The following is an 18,097-nucleotide window of genomic DNA, read 5'->3' on the forward strand; positions in this document are numbered from 1 at the left end:
TGGGGGGCGCTCCGCTGCCGGCGAGATCTCTGCCATGCGGTACGATCCAGTCTCCGAAGTAGTTTGTCCTGAGCCTCTATCGATTTCGAGACGGATGGAAGTACAGATCTTCGGGCTGAAGAGCTGCAACGAGACCAAGAAGGCGCTGCGCTTCTTCAAGGAGCGGCGCATCCGCACCCACTTCGTGGACCTCAAGGAGCGCGCGGCGTCACCGGGCGAGCTCAAGCGGTTCGCCGAGCGTTTTGGCGCCGAGGCCCTGCTGGACCGCGGCGGCAAGCGATTCAAGGACCGCGGCCTGCACGTGGCCCACGTCCCCGAGGCGCGCGTGCTGCCGCTGGTCACGGACGATCCGATGCTGCTGGTGACGCCGCTGGTGCGCTCCGGCAACCATCTCACCGTGGGCTGGGACGAGGGCAAGTGGAAGGGATGGATCACCCCGTGAGGTACGTCATCGGATGAGGATCGTTGGAGGAAAGCACGCGGGACGGCACCTTACGTCGCCCGCGGACCGGCAGGTGCGCCCCACGTCGGAGCACGTGCGCGACGCGCTGCTCTCGTATCTGCAGCCGCGCCTGAAGGACGCGCGCGTGCTGGACCTGTTCGCCGGCACGGGCGCGCTGGGGCTGGAGGCCATCTCGCGCGGAGCCAAGTGGGCGGACTTCGTGGAGAACCGGCCCGCCAGCCTGCACGCGCTCAAGGCCAACGTGGCCGCGCTGCGCGTGCGCGAAAAGGCGCGCATCTTCAAGAAGGACGCGCTTCCGTTCGCGGCGGAGCTGGAGGTGGGCGCGTACGACCTGGCGTTCTGCGATCCGCCGTACGAGTCGCGGATGCTGGACCGGCTGATCGAGACGTGGATGCAGACGCCGTTCGCCACGCTGCTCGTCTGCGAGCACGCCATCGGCCACGAGCTGCCGCCCGGCGGCGCCACCCGCGAGATGGACGACAGCACCGCCGTCACCCTCTACAAGGCGCCCGAGCGACCCGCGGCAACCGAGCCAACGGGCGAAGAGTAATCGGCGAGGAGCAGGACGGACCGCGCCGATAGCCGCCTGCCCCTCCCCCGACCCCTCCCCGCTCGTTCCTCGCGGAGAGGGGAGAACATCGTGGACGCGGATCGGGGCAGATGCATCGCATCTGCCCCTGCTTTTCTTCCCGAGTATGTTCAACAACCCAGCTGCGCCTGAACGCGTCATCCTGAGGAGCCGCCGCGTGATCCCTGCCAGTGCGTGATCGATGGCGGCGACGAAGGATCTTGCATGCAAAGCGACAGGCAGGCGTCAAGGCACGTACCTGGCCTCACGCTTCGCACGCAAGATCCTTCGTCGCGCCGGAGCCCGAGCACCGGTGAGGATCACGCGGCGCTCCTCAGGATGACGCGGGCGCGGGGATGAGGAGATGCATCGGGTCATCGAACGAACGCCGGCTTCGTGTTCACGGAGTCGGCGTCGCTGTACACGTGACGGCGTGCGGCAGGGGCAGTCCGCGAAGGCGGACTTCGCGCCTTTCCAGCGGCGAATTCATTCGGTCGGCGGGAGGACGGTGGCGCCGCGCGATTCTCCGTCGGCCGAGGTCACCATCATCCGCACCGTCGCCTCATCGCGTCATCCGCCTCCGACCCCGTATCATCCGCCCCTCACACCCGCGCGACGCCCTCCGTCCCCAGGCGGCGGATGATCTCGCTCTTTATGGTCAGAAAGTCCTCGTCGGAAAGGACGGGCGCGGCGCCTTCCGTCGCGATCGGCTGATCCAGGTCCACCCATGACACGCATCCCTCGTAGCGCGCCGTGTCGGGGAGCACGACGGGCTCCGGCAGCACGTACGCGCGGACGATCAGCGCGTGCACGTACGGCCGGTTCTTGTACGTGAACCGCCCGTGCGCGGCGGGCGGCGCCAGCGGATGCATCCCCTCCAGCCGCTCCAGCGCCTCCTCGCTCTCGATGCGGTACGCGTCATCCACCACGCAGTAGACGCGGAACGGCACCGTGCCGCGGGCGCGCGGCGGGACGACGGCATCCAGGAACGGGTGCAGGTGCTCCGCGAGGTCCGGCCGGTTCTCGTGCCAGCCCGTGGGAAAGACCCAGAACGCGCGGTGCTCCGCCGTAAAGTCGCCCTGGCGCTCGTGAATGCCGCCCTTGCGGATGAGCAGCGACACGGCGCCGGCCGCCATCGCCTCTTCCACCACCGCCCACTCCTTGAGGGCGACCGCGCTCTGCTCGTCCATCAGCCGGCCTGGAACGGCAGGTCCACCACGTCGGCGGATGCGCCCTCCGCCGATCCCACGCGCACCGCGCCGCCGGGCCCCACCTCGCGCCGCACGTAGCCCAGCGCGATCGTCCCGCCGATGAGGGGCGAGAACGCGGCGCTCGTGACCCAGCCGATCTCCTTGCCCGTCTCGGGATGGATCAGCGGCGTGCGCGGAGCCGGCGCGGGCGCGTCGCCCAGGCGCAGACCGCGCAGGTGGCGGTTGACGTGCCCGCGGTGCGCGATGCGGACGATGACCTCCTGCCCCGTGTAGCACCCCTTGGTAAACGAGATGGCGCGCTCCATCATCCCCGCGGACTCGTACGCCTCGGTGGGGATGGTCTCCTCCGTGAGGTCGATGCCGTAGCGCGGACGCCCCGCCTCGATGCGCAGCGTCTCCAGCGCGCCGAAGCCCACGGGCCGCGCGCCCGCGTCGTGCAGTGCCGTCCACAGCTCGCCCGCGCGCGCCGCGGGGACGAACACGTCGAATCCCTCCTCCAGCCCCGCCTCGCGCGTGCCGGCGACGAGCAGACGCGCATCGCCCCAAACCGGCTCGGCGAAGGCATCCTCCGCCAGCGCCGGCACCTCCGCGCCGATCACGCCAGCCAGCAGGTCACGCGCGCGGGGTCCGTAAATGCCCACGTGCGCGACCTCGTCCGTGGCGTCCGCCCATTTGGCGAACATGGGCGGCACCATCTTCCGGAAGTGCTCGCGCGTGCCTTCGAGCGCCTCGCGGGCCACGTCCACCAGCACCTCGCCGTCGGCCCGGCGAAAGACGCGCACGTCGGCCACCATGCGGCCCTTGGGCGTGAGCATGGCCGCGTAGATCCCCTGCCCCGCATCGGCCTTGAGCAGGTCGTTGCTGATGAGCCCGTGCACCATGCGCGCGGGGTCCTTGCCCCACAGGCGAAAGCGGGCGCGGTCCGCGCGGTCCGCGATGCCCGCGGATTCGCGGACGGCCCGGTACTCGGCCGCGCCGTCGCCGTAGTGGCGGGCCACCTCGCGCCCGGCCACCTCGCCGAACGCGGCGCCGGCCTCCTGCAGCAGCGGCCGCAACGCATCGGACGCGGGGGCCGTGATCGTCGTGTCGCTCATCGTCATCTCTCCAGGCTTCCGCCGAAGCGCGCAGTTCACTCACGCACTTCCGCACTCACGCACTTCCGTTTACCCCGGCAGGCGCCCCCCGTGCGACGCGGGCCGCCCGCGGGATGGTCCCGGGGCGGCCCGCGCAGGTGTTCGTGGCGCCGCGCCGGGTCAGGCGCTGCGCTGGCGGCAGTAGTCGCGCAGGCGGTCCTCGGCGCCTTCGAGCTCGGTGACCAGGCGGCGCACCTCGGCCGTGGAGGCGGCGTTGGGCAGGTCCACCTTGATCTCGGAGCCCTCGCCGCGCGGCAGATAGACGAGCGTCACCTTCCACCCTTCCACGCCCGTGGCCTTACGCGCCACGAGGTCCACGCTGTATTCCGTGCCGTCGCACTCCAGCTTGTTTGCCAGCCGGTGCTCCTTCCACGAGGAGCTGCGGGATAGTGCCATGGTCTGTATCGACAGCGGCTCTGTTGATTTTTCGATCGGTTCACGTCCGCGCCGAAAGTAACGCATCGCCGGGGCCGCTGCCACTGTCGGACGCGCATCGAGGATTCCTCTCCGCGCCACAGCCGCGCATCTGTCATCCTGAGGAGCGCCCACGCAAAACCAACCTCGGTACGATCCATGGGCGCGACGAAGGATCTTCTGTGCGGAACATGATGCCGAATCCGCCCGCGAGAGACCAACGCGCGGGGTGAGACCACCACACCACAGGTTTGATTCCGGGCGAGCCCGATCGGAATCGCGGCGCCTCCGCCGGAGCGAATGAATTCGCCGCTGGAAACTCGCGAAGTCCGCCTGCGCGGACTGCCCCAGCGGAACCCGGCCGACGTGCACCGGAGCCGCATCCACGTAGTTGAAGCCTCACGCGGTTTGTGAGGCTTTCCGCTGTCGTTGCGGCGACTTCAGTCGCTCCGTCGAGAGATCGGCCTCATCCGCATCCGCTCACGGCTCCGCGACGGCGGCGACCTGGCGGGGCAGCTCGCCGAGGGCGCTGAACTCGAAGCGCACGCGGCCATTCGCATCCACCACGAAGAACTGCGGCGTGGCGGATGATCCGAACGCGGCGTGGCTCGCGCGGCGCGTGTCGATCAGCACGGGCGCGGCAAAGCGCTCGCGCTCCAGATACGCGCCCAGCTCCGGCGACGCTTCCTGGTCCGTGATGGCCACGACGGGAATGCCGCGCTCCACCAGCGCGCGCACCTGCGGCAGCGCCTGCCGCGAGTACGGACAGGTGCTGCGCCAAAAGAAGACGACCGTCGCCGGTGCGGCCGCGAACCGCTCGCCCAGCGCGACGGACCCGCCGGCCACGTCCGTCACGCGCAGGTCCGCCGGCAGCGCGCGGTCCACGCGGGCCCGGACGACGCGCGCACGCAGCGCCGTCCGCGCATCCGTCACCTGCCGCGCCCACGCCGCCGCGTCGAAGTGGCGGCCCAGGAGCACCGCCGCACTGTCCGCGAAGGCCGGCGGCGCGCCGGGATCCGCCGCCACGCGCGCCAGGGCCCACACCGCGCCCGTAGTGTCGCCCGCGGTCAGCTGCATGCCGGCGGCGGCGCGCAGGCGGGCAGGCTCCCAGCCGCGCGCGCCCGCCTCCGCCAGCGCGTGGAGGGCCGCGTCACGCTCGCCGTCCGCGAGATGCGCCTGCGCCAGCGCGACGAGCAGCGTGGCCGCCTGCTCGTCGTCCAGGTCGCGCTGCAGGGACACCGTGCGGAACAGGTCGCGGTCGCCGTCGCGCGCGGCGAGCAGCTCGTCCAGGCGGGCGCGCAGCAGGCGGACGGCCTCCGCACGGAGCGGCGGCATCTCCGCGAACGTCTGCGCGAGCATCCCCCGCGCAACGGGGATGTGACGCTCGATGCGCTCCGTCCAGCGCCGCGCGGCGTCCGCGTCCCGCGCCATGAGCGACGCGCGCAGGCCCATCTGCAGCAGGTAGTCGTGCGCGGGGCCGGCCTCGTTCCACAGCGCCTCCAGCGCCGCGAGCCGTTCGGCGGGCGTGCCGGCGCGCATGATGGCGCCGGCGCGCGCCTCCACGGCGTACGGGTGCAGTGGATCGTCCCGCAGCAGACGCTCCGTCCAGTGGGCGGCGGCGGCGCTGTCGTCCATCCCGCGCGCCAGCCGGGCCAGCGCGCCGGCCTGCTCCCCCGTTACGCGGGCCCGCGCATCCAGCGCCCGCGCCATCGCCGTGAACTCCGGGCGGTGGATGCCGTCCATCGCGACGGCGCTGTCGCGGCCCAGCACGTATCCCTCGAAAAAGCGGAGGATCCCCAGCCCCTCGGGATCGTCCGGGTACAGGCGGAGCCGCTCGCGCGCAGTCGCCAGTCCGCGCGTGGCGTCGCGCTCCGTGAGGTCGCGGGCGAGCTGGTCCAGCGCCTTGGCCAGCGGACGGCCGTCCGCGCCGTGCATCAGCAGCTCCCAGCCGCGCTGGCCGTGCGTGTCCACGCGCTCGCCGTCCACGCTCTCCACGGCGAGCACGGCCAGGACCACGCTGTCCGCCATCCGCACCGTGCCGCGGTACCAGCCGTCCGCGCCGCGCGCCATCTCCGCGACGCGCCCCGTCTCCGCCCCGATGGCGCCGACGTACGCGTCCTGGTCGTTGGGCGTCCGCAGCCGCGCGCGCAGCACCAGCCGCTCCTCATGGGCCAGCATCGTCCCCGGCCGATACGCCACCTCCACCGCCTGCCCCGGCCGCGGTGACTCCGGCTGGAATCGCATCTCCCCACCCTCCTGCGCGTTCGCGGACGGCGTGCGCGCGACGACGCCGATCATCAGCAGAAAGGCGATCCGCAGGACTGGGTGGATCATCGGATGGCGGGGAACAGGTGTGGTCGACGGAGGGCAGGATGGAACGCCGCGCCCGCGCCGTTTATGACGCGAGATGCAGTTTATCGCGAGCCGATGCGGCGCGAGAGGCGCGCTCGATGCCGTTTGTCCGCCTGCCGCTCGTCCAGGGAGAGATTCGGTGATGCCGTTCCGGGTGCGCGTCTTGCCTTTGGATCGCGCCGTTCGCGCCGGGAGGGACCCGGCCGCGAGTGGACGACCAGGGCGAGGAGGCGACTGATGGAACGCTACGGGCGCGACTTCATGGGCCAGGTGCGCGGGATGTGGGACCGGTTCACGGGCCAGGGCCGGCGCGGCGGCGGATCTCGCTACGGCGGCGACTATCGCCGGCCCATGGAGGCCACCGGCCCGGGCGGCGAGGGCTACTTCCTGTCGCGCGACATGGCGCGGGGCGACTACGGCCTGGACTACTCCGACCGCGGCTGGGACGACGTGGGCGACCGCGGCTTCATGCCGGGCGACATCGCGCAGTTCGGCAGCCCCGGGCGCGGACGCGGCTACGGCGGCGACTACAACACGGGCCGCGGCGGCCGCGACGCGGGCGAGTTCTTCGTCAACCGCCAGGGCGGCAACACGGGCTACCACGGCGGCTATCAGCGCGACCTGGGGATGCAGGGCCGCGGCGGCTACGGCGCGGACTACACCTACGGCGGGTTCGCCCGCGGCTACGACCGGGGCTACCGCGGCGGGCCCCCAGACCGTGGCGGGCATCTGGACCGCGGCCCGCGCTACGGCGTCGACTACCGCACCCCGTTCCCGCGCCCCTACGGCCGCTGATCCGCCTTCGCGGATAAGCCCAACGCAGAGACGGGCGTCCCTTGATGGGGCGCCCGTCTCTGCGTTTGCGTCATGCAGATGCGCATCTGCCGCGCGCGGAGCGAAACAGTGGACGCGGACGGGAATCGTGAGCAGATTTGTCACACGCGGGTCCCGTCTCCCCACGCTCCACGCGTCCCATGTTCGGCATCACCCGCAGGCACACGATCGATCACGCGCCGGCGTTCCCCCGCCCCGCCTTCCGCTTCCCCGACGGCACGCCCATGCCCGTCTACGCCGAGGAGGAGGGAGCGGACGAGCCGACGGACGAGAGATCGTCCGAATCACAAACGCCCTCGTCCTGATCGGGTCCAGCGAGGACTGTGCATCACACGCAGTCAACGCTTTCCTCGTGTTCCCCTTACCGTTGACCCCGTTGGCCGCAGGCCCCGTGTGAGACATTTCCGTTCGTGCATCCGGGAGCACACGAAGCGAGGGAGCGGAGTCCGCGCGGGCTCCGCTCCCTCGTTTCGCATCCGCTGGCGATCCCGCCGTCAGCGGCCGGACGGGGCGCCGCCCAGGTAGTCCAGCACCAAGCCCGTCATCACGCGCATGCCGATGGGGATGGACGCGTCGTCGGCCATGAAGGTGGGTGTGTGGTGGTCGCCGGAGGTGGTGCCGGGCGCCACCGTACCCAGGCGGTAAAAGAAGCCCGGCACCGCGTTGGCGAAGAACCCGAAGTCCTCCGCGCCCGTCGTGGGCGCCACGTTCACCACGTTTTGCGCGCCCATGATGCGCTCCATGGTGGGCCGCAGCCGCGCGGAAAGCTCGGGGTTGTTCACCGTCACGGGCGTCTGCTTTTCGTACTGCATCTCATACGTGCCGCCGCCCGCGCGGGTAATGCCGTCCAGGATCTCGCGCATCCGCCGCTCCACCTCTTCCTGCGTGCGCGGGTCAAAGGTGCGCACGGTGCCGTGCATCTCCACCTGCTCGGGGATGATGTTGTTGCGCTCGCCGCCGCGGATGAGCCCGATGGTCAGCACGCTGGGCTCGAACGGCGACAGGTTGCGCGAGCGGATGGTCTGCAGGGCCAGCACGGCCTGCGACGCCATGACCACGGGATCGATGGCCAGGTGCGGCGACGCGCCGTGCGCCTGCCGCCCGTGGATGCGGATGATGAAGCGGTCCGCCGCCGCCATGGCCGGCCCCGGCGTGTAGCCCACCTGGCCCACGGGCATCTGCGCGAACGTGTGCAGGCCGATGACGGCCTCGGGGCGCAGGTCGCGGAACAGCCCCTCGTCCAGCATGAGCTTGGCGCCGCCCTGCTCGCCCGGAGGCGACCCTTCCTCGGCCGGCTGGAAGATGAAGACGATGGTGCCGGCGACGTCCTGCTTCATCCCCGCCAGGATGGACGCCACGCCCATCTGCACGGCCGTGTGCACGTCGTGCCCGCAGGCGTGCGAAACGCCCACCTGGTTGCCCAGGTACTCCGTGCGCACGGTGCTCTTCCACGGGTACGGCGTGTCTTCCGTCACGGGGAGCGCGTCCATGTCGGCGCGGACGGCGATGGTGGGGCCCGGCCGGCCGCCGCGCAGGATGCCGATGACGCCCGTATGCGCCACACCCGTGCGCACCTCCATCCCCAGCGAGCGCAGGTGCGCGGCCACCACGCCGGCCGTGCGCGTCTCGCGGTTGGAAAGCTCGGGGTTCTGGTGCAGGTCGTGGCGAATCTCGATGATGCGGGGCGACAGCCGGTCCACGGCGGCGGCCACGGCGGCGTCATTGCCCTGTGCCGCGGCCGGCAGGGCGACGGCGGCCAGGGCCAGCGCGCCCAGCCACGGCAGGGTGCGGGGAGACTTCATGCGTCCTCGGGAGATGGATGGGATGGGGATCGTCGCCCGTATTGTTCGGTCCCGTGCCGCCGAAAGTCAAATCCGTCGCCGAACGGATGAACTGCATTCTCACGCAGAGCCGCAGAGGACGCAGAGTACCCCAGTACTGCGCGAAGCCGGGGACCTCGCGTCTTCGCGGGCTCCGGGTGATAAAAAGACGTGGCGGGCCGGGAGAGAATCCCAGGCCCGCCGCGTCTGACTGCGATCTATTGGAAAGGCGGATCGGTGTCCGCTCCTTGTGGTGGGTCCGCCGCGCCCGTGCGGTCCGGCGCCGGCTTCATCCGGCTCTACGGACGGCGCGCGGGCACAGTTTCCGTCAACGGCTGCGCAGCACGCGGATGTTGCCGCTCACGGTGTTCAGGCTCAGCTCCGGCCCGCCGCGGCCGATGGTGCCCGAGGCCTGCTTGCCGACCTGGATGTTGAATCCGCCGTCGTTGTCGCTCCCGTTGCCGCGGATGCGCAGGTCGAAGTCCGACTGGATGTCGCCCGACAGCGTGTTGGCCTCCACCTCGGCGCCCACGTCGCCCGCAAGGCGCACCACCACGTCGCCGCTCACGCTGGCGAACTCCAGGTCGTCGCCGTCCGCCTGGCCGAACGTGGCGTCCACGTCGCCGCTGACCGTGGCCGCGCGGGCAGACTCCGACGTGCTCACGCGGACGTTGCCGCTCACCGACGCCGCGTTCACGGGGCTGCGCAGGCCCGTGGCTTCGATGTCGCCCTCCACCGTGCTGGCGGCCAGCCGCACGCCGGCCGGCACGCGGACGGTGAAGTCGATGCGCGCGTCGTCCACGTCGATGCTGCCCGAGTGGCCATTGTTGCACGGGTTGTCGTCGTCGCGGCGGCCGCGGCGGCCCTCGTCGTTTCCGTTTCCGCGGCTGGGGCGCGTGGGGTAGACGGTGCAGATGGTGACGCCGTCGTCCGTCTCCACCACCTCGATGCGCACCTGGTCCGCGTCGTCCCCCCGGCGGCGGCCGATGACCTCCACCTGGTCGCCGGACGCGGGCTCCGCGTGCACGTTGCCCATCAGGCCGCGGATGGCGATCTCGTCTCCCCGGGCAATGCGGCCGCTCCAGCGAAAGTCTTCCTGCGTGGCCTGCGCCGCGGGGGCCGCCTGGGCCGCCGCAAGGGGAGTCGCCTCGCTCCGCCCGTCGCGGGGGAGGGTAAAAACCGCCACGACGGCCGCCGAAGCCGTCACCAGTGCCGCGTACCGCATCGTCTGTCTCCTGTTCATGGGCGGATGGGGTTCCGGGTGCGGCGGCCACGCCTGAAAGGCTGAACGACCGCGGCCGCATCCGTGGCTTATGATGCGGACGCGGCGCGGATGGTTTATCCCGTGTCGATGCGGATTGGACGCGGGCGACGACGCGCGGACGGCCGATGCGGTGGAAGTGACGGCGGGGGAAGGAGATCGAGCAGAAGACCTCCGGCCCCTCGCCGGAGCGGCTGAAGCCGCCGCTGGGACAGCGGAAAGCCCCGTCTCGCGCTGACGCGCTCTGCGAACGAGGCTTCAACTGCCCGGCGAGCGAGTCTGTCAGGCGCCGCGGTGCTCGTTCATCCGACGGGCGATGCTCGTGGTCAGGCCCATCGGGAGCAGGCGGCCAAAGACGGTGGCCACGCGGTTCACGGCGCCGGGCGTAACCTGCGTGCGGCCGCCGTCCAGCGCGGCCAGGGCGCGGTCCACCACCGCGCGCGGCTCCAGGTAGCCGGGCTGGCTGGGCTCCACGGACGTGCCCGCCGTCGCCTGGAACCCGCTGGGCGTGGGCCCCGGCGAAACGCAGAGGATGCGCACGCCCGAGCCGCGGTTCTCCTCCGCCAGCGCCTGCGACAGCGACAGGACGAACGCCTTGGTGGCCGCGTACGTCGCCATCCACGGCACCGGCTGATACGCGACGATGGAGGCGACGTTGATGATCCCGCCGTCGCCGCGCGGGCGCATGGCGTTCAGCGCGAGGTGCGCCAGCTCCAGCACGGCCGTGCAGTTGAGGGCGATCATCTCGCCCTGCCGGTCGCGCGGCAGCTGCTCGAAGCGGCCGTGCAGCCCGAACCCCGCGTTGTTGACCAGCAGGTGGATGTCGCGACCGTCGCTCGCGCGCGCCCACGCGTCCGCCGCGGCGCCGGGCTGCCCCAGGTCCGCGGCGACCACGTGCGTCCGCACGCCGTGCGCGGACGCGATGTCGGCGGCGAGGGCCTGGAGCCGGTCGGCGGAGCGGGCGCAGAGCACGAGGTTCATCCCGCGCTCGGCCAGCGCCCGCGCGAACGCCTCGCCGATGCCCATGGACGCGCCCGTGACGAGGGCCCAACGGTCGCGGTAGGGGAACTGAGCCATGCAGGGAATAGGGAATAGGGAATAGGGAATAGGGAATAGGGAATAGGTAATAGGGAATAGCCTGCGACTACTTGAACTGCGGGTTACAGGGGACGGCCTGCGACTGCCGATCGATCAAAACAAAGCAGCCCGCTCGCGGAGTGCAAGCGGGCTGCCGTTGTCTTTCATCCGCCGTCGATTACCAGGCGCGGACGGCGCGGTCGATCTGGGCGACGGTGTCGATGGCGGGGCCGCTGCCGCCGGTGCAGTTCTCCTCGCAGGTGTAGCCGGGCGTGTCGCATCCGCCGCAGGTGTAGCCGGTGGTGCCGCCAGTTCCGCACCCGTCGGTGTCGCAGGCGCACTCGCTGTCGAACGTCTCGTGCGCATCCACCGTGCCGTCGCGGCTGCGCAGGGCGGGCGTGGTCTGGAACGATTGCACCTCGAGCGAATCGAGGCTCAGCTGCAGCTTGCGCATGGTATCCTCCGGCGGGTTGGGTTGATGATGGGAGAGCGCCGAACGGTGTCTCGCGCAGAGTGCGGCGTCAAGAGAGATGGAGCGAGAGCACGGCCCGGGCGGATCGGCAGGCATCGCGCGAACGCCCCCTCCGCTCGCCCAGGCTCGCACCTCCCCCCAAAACCCCTGGGGGAGGTTAGGCACGGGACAGCCCCTGCAGGCGGAATCCCGCCCGCGAGCAGATCCGCCGTTGCAGGCTATTCCCTATTCCCTGTTCCCTATTCCCTGCCGTCCCACCTACCAGCTCAAATCCGTCTCCAGCAGCGCCGCCACCGCCTCCCCCGCCACGGGCCGCGAGAAAAAGAACCCCTGCCCGTACTCGCAGTTCAGCGACCGCAGCTCGCCCAGCAGCTCCGCCGTCTCGATGCCCTCCGTGACGACGACGACGCCAAGCGCGTGCGCCATGGCCACGATGGTCCGCACGATCTGCAGGCTGCCCGCGTCCGCGCCGGAGACGAACGAGCGGTCGATCTTGAGAGCGTCCAGCGGCAGGCGGTGCAGGTAGCTGAGCGACGAGTATCCCGTCCCGAAGTCGTCCACGTGCAGCGCCACGCCCAGCGCCTTGAGCCGCTTGAGCGTGTCGATCACGGGCGCGGAGTGCTGCAGGATCACGCTCTCGGTGATCTCCAGCTCCAACGTGCCGGGGTGCACGCCCGTCTCGCGCAGCACGCGCGCCACGCGGTCCACCAGGTCCGGCTGCGAGAATTGCCGCGCGCTCAGGTTCACGGCCATCGTAAGCCGCTCGCCGCCGGGGCGCCGCTGCCAGCCCGCCAGCGACCGGCACGCCTCCTCCAGCACCCACAGCCCCACGGGCAGGATGAGCCCCGTGTCCTCGGCCAGGGGGATGAAGTCGTCCGGCTGGATCAGGCCGCGCTCCGGGTGCTCCCAGCGCGCCAGGGCCTCGAAGCCCGTGATGCGTCCCGTGTCCAGCCGCACGATGGGCTGGTAGTGCACGCGCAGCTCGCCGCGCTCCAGCGCCCGGCGCAGGTCCGTCTCCAGGTGCAGCCGCGCCATGGCCTCGGCGTGCATGGCGGGGTCGAACACCTGGTACTCGCTGTCGCTCGTGTCGCGGGCGCGCATCATGGCGATGCCCGCGTCGCGCAGCACGTCCTCCGCGCGGATGTACGCGGGCCCGCTGAGCACGATGCCCACGCTGGCGCCCGTGAACACGTCGCGCCCGCCCGCGCGGAACGGCTCCGTGAGCATGTGGTGCACGCAGGTGGCCACGCGCGTGGCCTCGCGCACACCGCGGACGGTGTCCAGCAGGATGGCGAACTGGTCCGCCGCCACGTGCGCCACCATCCCCTCGGCCGGGGCGCACTCGCGCAGGCGGGCCGCCGCGGCCACCAGCAGCTCGTCCGCCGCCGGGCGCCCCAGTGTCTCCTGCACCAGCTGCAGGCGGTCCAGCTCCACGGAAAGCACGGCAAACCGGTGTCCCTCGCGGCGCGCCAGGTCGATGGCCAGGTCCAGCCGGTGGGAAAGCAGGCCGCGATTGGGCAGGCCCGTGACGGGGTCGTAGAAGGCGTTGCGCAGCAGCTGGTGCTCCAGCTGCTTGCGGTGCGTGAGGTCCTCGCAGCAGGTCACGAGCCCCACGGGCCGCCCCGCCGCGTCGCGCACCACGTCCGAGCGAAGAAAGACGGGGAACTCCGAGCCGTCCTTGCGCACGTTGACGGTCTCGCGGCTCCAGCTGCCCACCTCGTGCATCTGCGCGGGCAGCGGGCGCGCGGCACTGGGCGGGGCAAAGATGCGGGCGTTCTGCCCCACCAGCTCCTCCACCGTGTAGCCGTGCAGCTCCGCGTCCGCCGGGTTGCTGTAGAGGATGCGCCCCTGCGGGTCCGTGACGGTCACGCCCAGCTGCATGGTCTCCACGGCCTTGCGCAGCATCCGCAGGCTCACGTTGCGGCGGGCGCTCTGGGCAGCCGCCTGCAGCGCCTCTTCCATGGTGGCCGGCCCGCGCGACGCCACCAGCATCCCCGCGAAGCGCGCCAGCGACGCCAGCACGTCCACCTCCTCCGGCGTCCACGCGCGGGGGCGGTCGTCCGCCACGCACAGCGCGCCCGCCACGCGCCCGTCCGCCCGGCGAAACGGGATGCCCGCGTAACCCACCTCGCCCAGCCACACGGCGGGATCCTGCCGCACGGCGGGGAAGTCGCGCGCGTCCTCCAGCAGCAGGGGCTGGCCCGCGTCCACGGCAAAGCGGCACAGCGAGCGCGCCAGCGGCGTTTCGCGGCGCGGACGCCACGCGTCGCCCGCGTCGCCCGCGCTGAACGGGCGCTCGGCGTCTACCAGGGAGATGACGGAGACGGGGACCTGCAGCAGCCGGGCGGCAAAGGCCGCCAGCCGCTCGAAGCCAGCCTCGGGCGTGTCGCCGCCGGGCAGCAGCGCGCCGGCGGACGTGTCCGGGAGCATCACGGAAGAACGTGGATGCGGGGGGCCAGTCAATCAGCCGCGGACCCGGTCGCGACGACGCGCGGGGGGACGGGAGCACGGAGTGAACGAATCGGAATGTGACGGGAGAGACGATGGAACTTAGCACCCCGTCACACGTCCGCACAGGGCGACGTTTCGCAGAGGGCGTACCGTGGCGCCTCACGTCCGCCGCCCGCTCCTTTCGTTTGCTTGCGATGCACCGAATCCAGAAGTTTGCGTGTCTCCGGCGCTGTTGCACCGGGTTTTGTCTCCAATCCGACTGATTCCTATGGCGCCCTCGGCTCTCCATCCAATCACAAGCCGATGCGGTGCAATTACATGTGCACAGGCATGCCGAGATCGGGGAGCTTGTCCGGAGAGAGGATTCAGTGTAAACTTTCGACCGATTCGAATCGAACGCATCCAACGCCGCCGTATTGTCGCTCCCTGCCCATGCGTCCTGGACGCAGGATCCGGTTGACCTGTCGAATAGACGAACGATGAGCTCTCTGCGTTCCATTCTCCTGCTCCTGGCGACGGTCGCCGCGGCCGCGCTGATGCCCGTCGCCGGCCACGCCTCCGCCTTGGCCGATTGCCCGGGCGAGTCGCCCCGCGCGCAGGAGCGCGTGCGGCAGTTCCTCGACGCGCCGCATCTGGCGGAGGTGCGCGAGCAGCTGGGCCTGCGCGAGGCCACGCCGCAGCGCCTGCGCGCCCTCGCCGGCCGGGAGGACGAGGCGGTGTGCCGGTCCATCCGCGGCGCGCTCACGACCGACCGCGGCCAGCTTCCGCCCGGGCAGCTGGCGTTCTACGAGTCGGGCGGGTTCTACTTCGCGGCCGTGAGCCGGCCGTCGCAGTCGAACGCGGGTGCGGCGCGCATCCGCGAGGACAGCAACGTGCTCTTCGTCTTCGACCGGGAGTTCCGCCTGGTGTCGCGGCTGCTGGCCTGACGCACCGGCAACGGTCCGGCGGATGACGGCGGCCCCTCGCGCACGGCGGGGGGCCGCCGCTCATTTGCGCCGCGCGCAAGGCGCGTTTCGACGCGCTTGCCGGCCCCATCGCGCGCGTCTAGCTTGCCGCTCCCCCGGCACGGACCCACGGATCGGACCCGCGAAAGATGCGCAAGGCGGACCTCATCAACGGCGTGGAGCAGGTGACGCGCGCGCTGGCCGAGAGCGGGCTGGAGCTGCCGCTGGTGGAGGTGGCGCGGCTGGGCTACCGCCGCGAGCCCGTGCCCGGCGAGCTGCTCACGCGCCTGCTGTCCGCCCTGCGCGAGTACGGCCTGCGCGCGCACCGCTACACCCGCCCCGCGCGCCTCGTAGCCGAGCAGCTGGAACTGGCGGCGCTGGAGCAGGCCGACACGTGGTCGCTGCTCATCGCCGCGGAAAACCGCGCGCAGCAGGCGTTCGCGTTCGCCGAGCGCGTGCGCCTGGCCACGCAGTACCTTCCGCGCGTCACGGGGCTGCTGGGGCAGGCCGGCATCCCCAGCGTGGACGCCGCCCGCCGCGGCGACGGCGCCGCCGAGATCCTGACCGTGCAGGTCATCGAATCGCCCCGCCGATTCTCCACGCCCACGCGCCTGGCTACGCTGCTGGAGAGCCTGGACGCGCTCTACGGCGCCTGCGCCGTGCTGGAGGGCGCCGAGCCGGGCGGGCTGTCCGTCATCGCCTGCGACAGCGGCAGCGACAAGACGTTCGAGCTGATGGGCGCCGCGCCCGTCATTGCCGCCCTGCGCGCGCTGCTGCTGTCCGTGTGGGACCGCGTGGTCTTTTACCGCGAGCTGCCCGCCGCGCAGCGCTACCGCCACGCGGCCGAAAGCCTGCCCATCCTGGGCCGCATCCGCGAGGCCGAAGCGCAGGGGCGGATGGCGCGCGAGCAGGCCGAGCTGCTGCGCCGGCGCATCGTGGAGGGCACGGGCCGGTTCCTGGTTTCCGGCGCCACCATCCCGGAGCTGCAGGAGCGCGCCTACGCCAACCCGCGCACCCTCATGGCGCCTGCCCCCAAGCTCCTCGCCCCGCCCCTCGACGGGGACTGACCCGGACGACGAAGCCTCGCCGGACGCAATCCGGCGAGGCTCCCGTTGATGATCCGCATCTGCCCAGCGCGTTTCTTCCGGGGCGATGGACGTTCCGGAGCGGCACCGTCCCGCGCCCACACCATTCGTCCCGCCGTCGCACGACTCGTCCCCGCGTCCTTACCAATTCCGCCACGCGCGCCGTACCTGCATCGGCACCATTGTCGACGAACGATCAACGGGAGGCGGATCGATGCGGATCAGCGCGATGGCGGCCGGACTGGCCCTGGTGATCATGACGGCCGCGGCGGCGGATGCCCAGCAGGTGCCGGACTCCGCCTTCGCGCCGGCCATCGCGCGGCCGGCGTTCGCGCGGGGCGCCGGGCCCGTGGTGCTGGTGGACGAGGGGCACGTCAACTTCCACACGACGGACGGTCGATACTACGTGTTCGCCCAGCTCCTGCGGCGCGACGGCTACGTCGTGCGCGGGCTGGGCGAGCCGTTCACGCGCGAGTCGCTGGCCGGCGCGCGCGTGCTGGTGATCGCCAACGCGCTCCACGCACGCAACGGCGGCGGCGACTGGATCCTGCCCACGCCGTCCGCGTTCACGCCTGACGAGATCGCGGCCGTGGAGGCGTGGGTGCGCGAGGGCGGGTCGCTGCTCCTCATCGCCGACCACATGCCCTTCCCTGGCGCGGCGGACGGGCTCTCGGCCGCGTTCGGCGTGGCGATGGGCAACGGCTTCGCGTACGACAGCACGGAGAACGAGTCCCGGTTCCGCTTTACCCGCGGGAGTGGCCTGCTGGCGGATCACCCTATCACCAACGGACGCGACGCGTCGGAGCGGGTGGATTCCATCGACAGCTTCACGGGCCAGGCGTTCCGGCTGATGCGGGCGGATGCGCAGCCCCTGATGACGCTGGCGCCCGGCACGGTGCTGCTGATGCCGGAGGTGGCGTGGCAATTTTCCCCGCTCACGCCGCGGATGCGGGCCGGCGGGCTGCTGCAGGGCGCGGTGATGCGGCACGGGCGCGGGCGCGTGGCCGTCTTTGGCGAGGCGGCCCTATTCAGCGCCCAGCTCGCGGGCCCGCAGCGCGCGCCCATGGGCATGAACGATCCCGGCGCCCCGCAGAACGCCCAGTTCCTGCTCAACGTGCTGCACTGGCTGACGGGCGTGCTGGAGTAGACCACCGCTTCTCCAGAACCGCGTCATCCTGAGGAGCCGCCGCGTGATCCCTGCCTGGACGCGATCTGTGGCGGCGACGAAGGATCTTGCCCGCAAAACGGCAGGCCGGCTTCATGGACGAACGGTTGCTTCACGGCCCGCGCAGGCTCCTTGGGTCGCGCGAAAATCACATCGAAGGAGAACCGGATGAGCGAGCTGGCGGACGAGCTGGTGGAGGCGTGGCGGGTGCACAACCGCATCAACCTGTTCCTGCTGGAGCGCATCAGCGACGAGGGGCTGGCGTGCTCGGCGGGGCCGCGCGGCGGCGGGCGCGTCTGGAAGCAGTTCGCGCACATGCACACGATCCGCGCGTACAAGCTGGAGAACTGGCACAAGCCGCTCTCCATCGGCCTCGCCAAGTACGGCGGCGACGAGCCCGTGCCCCGCGACGAGCTCATGGCCGCGTTCACGCAGTCCGGCGAGGCCGTGGAGCAGTTCTTTCGCCTGGGCGCGGCGGGCGAGACCAAGAAGCGCGGCTTCAAGCGCGGGCTGGGCGTGAGCCTGGGTTACCTGATCAGCCACGAGAGCCACCACCGCGGCAACATCCTGCTCACCCTCAAGCTCTGCGGCCACAAGCTGCCCCAGGACCAGGGCTACGCCATCTGGGACTGGGACAGGATGTGATCCCGCGGCAGAGGATGGGATTCAGCCGGAGCGGATGAACGTTCGGGATCGTGCGTGTCGGCGGAGGGCCGTCGCGGGCCGGGCGCCCCCCCTCCCCGACCCTCCCCCGCAAACTGCGCGGGGGAGGGAGGTGGCTCGTGCACGAGGGCGAGGTATCTCGCGTCCTGTAGTTCTCCCCCTCCCCCGCGAAGCGGGGGCAGGG

General features: G+C 71.5%; 17 protein-coding genes. 8 read left to right on the forward strand and 9 right to left on the reverse strand.

Annotated features, from left to right (window positions below):
* The first annotated feature begins 94 nt into the window (after window positions 1-94).
* Window positions 95-442, forward strand: coding sequence for an arsenate reductase family protein (locus tag VFZ20_RS27600; protein ID WP_329687184.1), 348 nt, complete (start codon window positions 95-97; stop codon window positions 440-442).
* Window positions 443-455: 13 nt separating this feature from the next.
* Window positions 456-1,013: an RsmD family RNA methyltransferase gene (locus VFZ20_RS27605; protein ID WP_329687185.1), complete on the forward strand. Its 558-nt coding sequence runs from the start codon at window positions 456-458 to the stop codon at window positions 1,011-1,013.
* Window positions 1,014-1,633: 620 nt separating this feature from the next.
* Here the strand turns inward: VFZ20_RS27605 and VFZ20_RS27610 are convergent.
* The 4 genes from VFZ20_RS27610 to VFZ20_RS27625 all read right to left on the reverse strand — a co-directional run bounded on the left by VFZ20_RS27610 (window position 1,634) and on the right by VFZ20_RS27625 (window position 6,123).
* Window positions 1,634-2,221 carry a DUF1802 family protein gene (locus tag VFZ20_RS27610; protein WP_329687186.1) on the reverse strand — a complete coding sequence of 196 codons (588 nt, stop codon included), beginning with the start codon at window positions 2,219-2,221 and terminating at the stop codon, window positions 1,634-1,636.
* Entirely contained in the window at window positions 2,221-3,336 is a 1,116-nt protein-coding gene (locus VFZ20_RS27615; protein WP_329687187.1) for an aminomethyltransferase family protein, read from the reverse strand. Before VFZ20_RS27615 ends, VFZ20_RS27610 begins: the two co-directional genes overlap by 1 nt.
* Before the next feature lie 159 nt (window positions 3,337-3,495).
* Window positions 3,496-3,771, reverse strand: a complete 276-nt coding sequence (locus tag VFZ20_RS27620) for a hypothetical protein (RefSeq protein ID WP_329687188.1) — start codon at window positions 3,769-3,771, stop codon at window positions 3,496-3,498.
* A 498-nt stretch (window positions 3,772-4,269) separates the two neighbouring features.
* Window positions 4,270-6,123, reverse strand: a complete 1,854-nt coding sequence (locus VFZ20_RS27625) for a redoxin domain-containing protein (RefSeq protein WP_329687189.1) — start codon at window positions 6,121-6,123, stop codon at window positions 4,270-4,272.
* Window positions 6,124-6,378: 255 nt separating this feature from the next.
* Between VFZ20_RS27625 and VFZ20_RS27630 the strand changes: the two genes are divergently transcribed.
* Together VFZ20_RS27630 and VFZ20_RS27635 are read left to right on the forward strand one after the other, a co-directional pair.
* Window positions 6,379-6,936, forward strand: coding sequence for a hypothetical protein (locus VFZ20_RS27630; RefSeq protein ID WP_329687190.1), 558 nt, complete (start codon window positions 6,379-6,381; stop codon window positions 6,934-6,936).
* A 179-nt stretch (window positions 6,937-7,115) separates the two neighbouring features.
* Window positions 7,116-7,280, forward strand: coding sequence for a hypothetical protein (locus VFZ20_RS27635; RefSeq protein WP_329687191.1), 165 nt, complete (start codon window positions 7,116-7,118; stop codon window positions 7,278-7,280).
* Between the two features lie 189 nt (window positions 7,281-7,469).
* On the opposite strand, the gene VFZ20_RS27640 is transcribed toward VFZ20_RS27635, so the two are convergent.
* The 5 genes from VFZ20_RS27640 to VFZ20_RS27660 form a co-directional block, all read right to left on the reverse strand.
* Entirely contained in the window at window positions 7,470-8,777 is a 1,308-nt protein-coding gene (locus tag VFZ20_RS27640; protein WP_329687192.1) for an amidohydrolase, read from the reverse strand.
* A 346-nt stretch (window positions 8,778-9,123) separates the two neighbouring features.
* Window positions 9,124-10,020: a DUF4097 family beta strand repeat-containing protein gene (locus tag VFZ20_RS27645; RefSeq protein ID WP_329687193.1), complete on the reverse strand. Its 897-nt coding sequence runs from the start codon at window positions 10,018-10,020 to the stop codon at window positions 9,124-9,126.
* A 318-nt stretch (window positions 10,021-10,338) separates the two neighbouring features.
* Entirely contained in the window at window positions 10,339-11,133 is a 795-nt protein-coding gene (locus VFZ20_RS27650) for an SDR family oxidoreductase (protein WP_329687194.1), read from the reverse strand.
* A gap of 178 nt (window positions 11,134-11,311) precedes the next feature.
* A complete protein-coding gene (locus VFZ20_RS27655) occupies window positions 11,312-11,587 on the reverse strand; it encodes a hypothetical protein (protein ID WP_329687195.1) in 276 nt (91 codons plus the stop codon).
* A gap of 276 nt (window positions 11,588-11,863) precedes the next feature.
* The gene (locus tag VFZ20_RS27660; RefSeq protein ID WP_329687200.1) at window positions 11,864-14,035 is read right to left on the reverse strand and encodes a putative bifunctional diguanylate cyclase/phosphodiesterase; all 2,172 of its coding nucleotides are present in this window, start codon (window positions 14,033-14,035) and stop codon (window positions 11,864-11,866) included.
* Between the two features lie 500 nt (window positions 14,036-14,535).
* Between VFZ20_RS27660 and VFZ20_RS27665 the strand changes: the two genes are divergently transcribed.
* The 4 genes from VFZ20_RS27665 (at window position 14,536) to VFZ20_RS27680 (ending at window position 17,895) form a co-directional block, all read left to right on the forward strand.
* Entirely contained in the window at window positions 14,536-14,982 is a 447-nt protein-coding gene (locus VFZ20_RS27665; protein ID WP_329687196.1) for a hypothetical protein, read from the forward strand.
* Between the two features lie 167 nt (window positions 14,983-15,149).
* Window positions 15,150-16,067: a hypothetical protein gene (locus VFZ20_RS27670; protein WP_329687197.1), complete on the forward strand. Its 918-nt coding sequence runs from the start codon at window positions 15,150-15,152 to the stop codon at window positions 16,065-16,067.
* A 232-nt stretch (window positions 16,068-16,299) separates the two neighbouring features.
* Window positions 16,300-17,232: a DUF4350 domain-containing protein gene (locus tag VFZ20_RS27675; RefSeq protein ID WP_329687198.1), complete on the forward strand. Its 933-nt coding sequence runs from the start codon at window positions 16,300-16,302 to the stop codon at window positions 17,230-17,232.
* A 186-nt stretch (window positions 17,233-17,418) separates the two neighbouring features.
* Window positions 17,419-17,895 (forward strand): DinB family protein, encoded by a 477-nt coding sequence (locus VFZ20_RS27680; protein WP_329687199.1) that lies wholly within the window; start codon window positions 17,419-17,421, stop codon window positions 17,893-17,895.
* The last annotated feature ends 202 nt before the right edge of the window (window positions 17,896-18,097 follow it).

The organism is Longimicrobium sp. (assembly GCF_036280135.1).
Lineage (GTDB): Bacteria > Gemmatimonadota > Gemmatimonadetes > Longimicrobiales > Longimicrobiaceae > Longimicrobium.